This is a genomic window from Natronococcus sp. (genome assembly GCF_047921035.1).
GTDB lineage: Archaea > Halobacteriota > Halobacteria > Halobacteriales > Natrialbaceae > Natronococcus.
The window spans coordinates 48039-54038 of sequence record NZ_JBLRWX010000010.1 but is presented as its reverse complement, the minus strand read 5'-3'; the positions used below and the strand labels follow the sequence as shown (position 1 = coordinate 54038).

General features: G+C 68.7%; 7 protein-coding genes. 3 read left to right on the top strand and 4 right to left on the bottom strand.

The window, feature by feature from the left end; all coding sequences use genetic code 11:
• Both ACNA7R_RS03900 and ACNA7R_RS03895 read left to right on the top strand, forming a co-directional pair.
• Window positions 1–381 (top strand): hypothetical protein (locus tag ACNA7R_RS03900; RefSeq protein ID WP_416282236.1); only part of this gene is annotated, 381 nt, incomplete at its 5' end.
• 80 nt (window positions 382–461) lie between these two features.
• Complete coding sequence (locus ACNA7R_RS03895) at window positions 462–1274, top strand: hypothetical protein (protein WP_416282235.1); 813 nt, start codon at window positions 462–464, stop codon at window positions 1272–1274.
• A 24-nt stretch (window positions 1275–1298) separates the two neighbouring features.
• On the opposite strand, the gene ACNA7R_RS03890 is transcribed toward ACNA7R_RS03895, so the two are convergent.
• From ACNA7R_RS03890 to ACNA7R_RS03880, 3 genes are all read right to left on the bottom strand, one after another.
• On the bottom strand, window positions 1299–1646 hold the full coding sequence (locus tag ACNA7R_RS03890; protein WP_416282233.1) for a winged helix-turn-helix domain-containing protein: 348 nt from the start codon (window positions 1644–1646) through the stop codon (window positions 1299–1301).
• A gap of 139 nt (window positions 1647–1785) precedes the next feature.
• The gene (otsB, locus tag ACNA7R_RS03885; RefSeq protein ID WP_416282232.1) at window positions 1786–2637 is read right to left on the bottom strand and encodes a trehalose-phosphatase; all 852 of its coding nucleotides are present in this window, start codon (window positions 2635–2637) and stop codon (window positions 1786–1788) included.
• A gap of 1 nt (window position 2638) precedes the next feature.
• Window positions 2639–4282, bottom strand: coding sequence for an alpha,alpha-trehalose-phosphate synthase (UDP-forming) (locus tag ACNA7R_RS03880; protein WP_416282231.1), 1644 nt, complete (start codon window positions 4280–4282; stop codon window positions 2639–2641).
• Between the two features lie 166 nt (window positions 4283–4448).
• Between ACNA7R_RS03880 and ACNA7R_RS03875 the strand changes: the two genes are divergently transcribed.
• Window positions 4449–5618 carry a M24 family metallopeptidase gene (locus ACNA7R_RS03875; RefSeq protein WP_416282230.1) on the top strand — a complete coding sequence of 390 codons (1170 nt, stop codon included), beginning with the start codon at window positions 4449–4451 and terminating at the stop codon, window positions 5616–5618.
• A 154-nt stretch (window positions 5619–5772) separates the two neighbouring features.
• On the opposite strand, the gene ACNA7R_RS03870 is transcribed toward ACNA7R_RS03875, so the two are convergent.
• Window positions 5773–5967: a hypothetical protein gene (locus ACNA7R_RS03870; protein ID WP_416282229.1), complete on the bottom strand. Its 195-nt coding sequence runs from the start codon at window positions 5965–5967 to the stop codon at window positions 5773–5775.
• Window positions 5968–6000 lie beyond the last annotated feature (33 nt).

The following is a 6000-nucleotide window of genomic DNA, read 5'->3' as shown; positions in this document are numbered from 1 at the left end:
CGACTCGGTTCGAGCGATGAGCGACCGAAGACGGGAGCGGGGAGAGGCGGCTCGAGCGCCGCCGGGGGAGAAAGCGTGATCGAAGGGCTGCGGACCGAAACGGTTCTCGAGGGATCGGACGGGCGCTACTACACCGGCTGGGAGGTCGCCCGCCGGCTCCGGTCGGGCGACTGGAACCCGTGTCTCCGACAGGTCGACCCCGACCGGCGGCTGGTTGAAACGGAGTCGGGCGCACTCCTGTTGCTCGCCCCGATCGACCCCGGGGCGCTGCCGGCTCGAGCGGAGGTTCGACTCGAGGGCGAGGCCGCCCGCGTGGTTCGAACGCGACGCCGGTGTCGCCGGCTCCGAAACCGACGGTACGGGTTCCCTGACGGTCAGTAGTCCGAATGGAACCGTTTTAGGGCGAGCCATCGTAGTTCGTAGGGGTCGCCAAACGCAGGTCGCGATCGATTTCAGCGAACATGAACGACGAGGACGCGAGCGACGAGAAACCGGCTCTGACGCGGCGCCAGCTACTGGTCGGGCTGGCCGGCTCGGCTGCCTCGGTCGCCACCGTCGGAACGGTCGGCTACGCGAGGCGGGAGCCGACCGACCGACTCGAGGTCCGACTCTGGCTCTCCGAGCGGGCAGCGGGGTACGACGGGGTCGCCCGGCGAGTCCAGGACTACCTCGAGGCGATGCTCGACTACGAGTACTGGAACCTCGAGCTGTCGGTCGGCGGAACGGTCGCGGTCTCGACGGAGGACGGCGCCCGCGTAACGAGCGGCGGCGAGTGGCCCGCGACGCTGGCATCGGGAGCGATCGGGCTCGGTGACGTCGATCCCGTCTCCGACGTCAACCTGCTCGTCACGGACGGCCAGATGACGACCGCGCCGACCGGGTTCGCGCTGCCCCACGTCGCGTCCGTCGGCGGCGCCCGCTACCTCGCGACGCTGCCGCCGATCGCGGAGCTGGGAACGGCTCGGGACGGCGAGACGGTCCACCGGACCGTTCCCAACGAGCGCCCGACCCGAACGATCCAGATTCTGTTACACGAACTCGGGCACGCGCTCGGGCTCGATCACGACCACGGCGTCGCCTTCGCCAGCGGGGAGACCGTCGTCGCGACGCCGATGCTCAGCAGCTACGCCTGGGATCCCGACTACGAGCACGATCGGTCGCGCTGTGGAACGGCCTACCCGTCGACGGCGGGACGCGACCGGGCGCTGAGCCTGACGTTCTCGGCGTGTTCGCGACGGGAGCTCGAGTCCTACAGCGGGGGCTTGACGCTGTAGCTGGCCGAAAAAGCGCCGAGGGGCTTACTCCTCGTCGGTCTCGTCGTCGCCGCGGGCGAAGCTCCCCTGCTCGCCGGCCGACTCGTCGATCTCCGGGGACGGGCCCTCGATGAGCGACTCGAAGTCGTCGGTCTCGTCGTACTGGTCGCGATAGACCAGCGCCGCCCGCCCGAGCGACGTGATCTCGTAGAGCCCGGAGCGCTCGGCCGGACCGATCTTCTCGACGAGCCCGTAATCCTCGAGCACCGGCAGTCGGGTGTTGATGTTCTTGCGGCTCTTGCCGGTGTGGGCCGCCAGGTTGGTCGCGACGTTGCGTCCCTTGTCCTCGAGTTCCTCGAGGATCAGGAAGTCAGTGGGTTGTCGTAGTTTCACTCTCGGTCACGCTCGTACGTGCCACTATATTTCCAGTGGTGACTAATTCTTTCGACTCCGACCGATCGACCCGTTCGGAGTGACATAATTGGTTCCCCAGCGTTTCTGGCCCCTCAAAAGCGAGTTCTCGGCCGATCAGTTACCGAATGTCAGAAGTCCGATTAGTCACGGCACCGGGTCCGTCCCGAACCCGTTCGACGCCCGCGGTCGCGAACCACTCGAGCAGCGAGGCGACCTCGTCGGGCGAGCGGACGCGCCCGGACGCGGCGGTCGGCGCGTCGTCGCCGACGCGGATGCCGATGCCCCGGGGTTCGACGGTTCGAAACGCCGACTCGTCGGTGACGTCGTCGCCGATGTAGATCGGAACCGTCCCATCCGAGCGGTCGGCGGCGAGCATCCCGACGGCGTTTCCCTTCCCCCAGTCGATCGAGGGACCGATCTCGAGGATCGCCTTCCCCGAGGAGAGCTCGAGGCTCTCGTCGCCGAACCGGGAGACGGTCTCGCGGGTGAGTCGCTCGACCTGAGGTCGCGCGGGTTCGGGCACCGACCGGTAGTGGACCGTGGCGGTCAGGCGCTTGTTCTCGATTCGGGCGTTCGGGACCGGATCGAGGGCGATCTCGAGGGCCTCGCAGACGGCGTCGACGCGCTCGGCGCGCTTTCGGGCGATCGGGTGGACGGCGACCGAGTCACCACGCTCGAGTTCGAGACCGTGGTTCCCGGCGTAGATCCGCGGACCGTCGACGCGCTCGCGGACGTCGGCGAGCCCGCGCCCGCTGACGATCGCGGTCGTCACGGCCGGGTCGTCGGTGAGCCGCTCGAGGACGTCACTGACGGCCCGCGTCGGGGCCGCCTCGTCGGGATCCTCGACGATCGGCGCCAGCGTGCCGTCGAAGTCCAGACACAACAGCAGCTCCGTCGCTCCCTCGAGTCGCGTTCGGATCCGGGGCCGTACCTCGTCGATCGGCGTCGGCGTCGTTCGCTGTCGTTGCATCTTACACTGGCGGCGTTCGTGCGTCGTGACCGTCGTCGTCCGACTCGCTCGAGCCGTGCAGGCGCCGGATCGACGCGAACTGGCTGTCCATCCACGCCTCGAGGTCGGCCTCGAACACCTCGGTCCGCAGCGACCGCATCCGGCGTCGTCGCTCGCTGGCCGGCATCGCCAGTGCGGTCTCGAGTTGGGCCGCGAACCCGTCGGTGTCGGTCGGATCGATCGTCACCGCGTCGTCGCCGAGCCGTTCGTGGGCGCCGGTTCGCTCGCTCAACAGCAGGACGCCGTCGCCGTGGGGCTCGCCCGGCGCCGCTCCGCTCGCGGGCCCCTCGCCGACGCTCGAGGCGACGAACTCCTGGGCGACGAGGTTCATTCCGTCCAGCAGCGGGCTGATGACCATGACGTCGGCTCGCCGGTAGAGGCCACAGAGGTTCTCCTGGGCGACGTACTCCTCGGTGTAGACGATCGGCTGCCAGTCGTCGGTTCCGAACCGGCTGTTGATCCGGGTGACCTCGCTGCGGACGAGGTCGCCGAGCCGTTCGTAGGCCGGAATGCCCGTCCGGGAGGGCGTCGCCTTCTGGAGGAACGTAAACTCCCCGCGCCGATCGGGGTTGCGCTCGAAGAAGCGCTCGAGGGCGGCGAGGCGTTCGGGGATCCCCTTCGAGTAATCGAGACGATCGACGCCGAGTCCGAGCGTGACCTCGGGGGAGACGCCGAACGCCTCGAGCAGCGCGTCCGTATCCTCGACCGTGCGGGCGCTCTCGTCGTAGGTGTCGGCGTCGATTCCCATCGCCGCGGTCGCCAGCCGGGTCGTCCCCTCGTCGTAATCGACGAGCCACTCCTCGTGGTCGACGACCGCGTCGTCGAGGTACTGCTCGACGCACTCGAGGAACAGCCGCGCGTACCGATCCACGTGGAAGCCGAGCAGGTCGTTGCCGAGCAGCCCCTCGAGCAACTCCTCGCCGACGGGACACTCCGCGAACGTCTCCGGCGTCGGCCACGGGATGTGCCAGAAGTGCGCGATCGTCGCGGCCTTCGGGATCCGCTCGCGGATCAGCCGCGGCGCGAGCCCGAAGTGGTAGTCCTGAATCCAGACGATCGACTCCGCCGTCGCGTGCTCGGCGACGGCGTCGGCGAACCGTTCGTTGACGGTTCGGTACCACTCGAAGTCGTTCGTCCAGTCGCCTCGCTCCTTGATCAGGTCGGGAAACTCGTGGCAGAGCGGCCAGAGAACCTGGTTGCTGAACCCGTAGTAGTAGGAGTCGACGGCCTCCTCGGAGAGGTCGATCCGATGGAGGGTGTAGGCGTCCTCCCCGGGCGGCACGGAGACGCAGTCGTTCGCGTCGGTGACCGCGAAGTCGGCCTCGCCGTCGCCCCAGGCGATCCAGGTGCCGTTGACCTCCCGGACGACCGGGTCCAGCCCGGCGGTCAGCCCGCCGGCGGGCTCGTCGACGACGATCGATCGGTCGTCGCCCTCCGATTCCGACTCGTACTCGTGGCGGTACGGCTGGCGGTTCGAGACGACGATCAGCGATCCCGGACAGCCCGGACCCTCGTCACCGTCGTCCGTCTCGTCGGGGCGGCTCCCCCCGTCGGCTCGTCGCCCGTCGCTCCGTCCGTCGGGCAGCCGGTGCTCCGTATTTCGCATTCGCTGAAGGGAAACAGGACCCTAGCGGGTCGGTTCGCGGCCTGCACCCGCATGGACCTCTAATACCCCCCGGTATCGTTTCGGCCGGGAGACCCGTCGCTACGCCGGCCGTTCGATATCCCCGCGACCCGAACGCTCTTTTCGGGACGCCCGAAACCCTCGAGATATGCACCCCCCGTTCGACGCCCGCATCGAGGCCTGTCGGCGCCGGCTCGAGACCGTCGGCGCGGAGCTGCTCGTCTGCTTCCCGAGCCCGAACCTGACCTATCTAACGGGGTTCGTCGAGTCGCCCGCCGAGCGTCACTTCCTGCTGTTCGTCCCGCGGACCGGGTCGCCCGCAGTCGTCGCCCCCGCGATGTACGGAGCGCAACTCGAGTCCCTCGGGCTCCCCGACGTTCGGCTCTGGGACGACGAGACGGATCCGTTGACAGTCGTCGAGGACGTCCTCGAGGGGATGGCGCTCGAGACGGGGGACGGCACCGCGGGGTCGACCGTGTTGCTCGACGACCGCATGTGGACGACGTTCAACCACGACCTGCGCTCGCTGCTCCCCGACGCCGAGTTCGGCCTCGCGAGCGCAGCCCTCGAGGAGCTTCGCATCCGCAAGGACGAGACCGAACTCGCGGCGCTTCGCCGGGCGGGCGCGGTCGCCGACCGCGTCTCGCTCGAGATCAGATCCCGCGGCGAGGCGCTGGTCGGGACGACCGAGGCCGAACTCGCGAGCGAGATCGACTCGCTGCTGGCGAGCGAGGGCGGTGGGGAGCCCGCCTTCGAGACCATCGTGGCCGCGGGACCGAACGGCGCCCGCCCCCACCACCATCCTGGCGATCGCGAGATCGAACGGGGCGAGCCGATCGTGCTCGACTTCGGCGCGTTCGTCGAGAGCGACCTCGAGGCGGGAACCGCGCGGTACCCGGGCGATCAGACCCGAACGATCGTCGTCGGCGAGCCTCCCGCCGAGTACGAACGGGTCCACGAGGTCGTCCTCGAGGCCCAGGGGGCGGCCGTCGAGGCCGTCGAGCCCGGCGTCGAGGCCGGCGAGATCGATCGTCTCGCTCGCTCGGTGATCGAGGAGGCGGGCTACGGCGACGCCTTCGTCCACCGCACCGGCCACGGCGTCGGCCTCGAGGTCCACGAACCGCCCTACATCACCGCGGGCAACGACCGCGAACTCGAGCCCGGGATGGTCTTTTCCGTCGAGCCGGGGATCTACCTCGAGGGGAAGTTCGGGGTCCGGCTCGAGGACCTCGTCGTCGTCACCGACGAGGGCTGCGAGCGGCTGAACGGCTCGCCTCGAGGGTGGGAGAGCGGCGAGGAGGTCGATCGGTCGCAGTGAACCGCCTCGGGGTCAAGTCGTTCGAGAATCTTCGATTCTCGTGATCAAGCGAAACCTTCGGTTTCGCGGACCTCGCGGAACTTCGTTCCGCTCAGTCACGGAACTCTCCGAGTTCCGGACGACCCCGGGGCACTCGGCCTGCTCCGCCTGTAGATCACATCCGTGTCGCTTCCTTCGCCTCCTCGGCGCGTTCGAGCGCAAACTCCAACTGTCGGCGGTGAACCGCTTCCAGTTCGTCCGCATCCGCGTCGGTGAGTTTCGTCGTCACGACCACGCCGGGGAGACTCGTCTTCAGTTGCGAACCACTCGTCTCGACCATCTCCTCTGGATCGAACTCGTCCATCGACATCGTTCCGGATAGGGGCGCTTGAGGCATCTATGT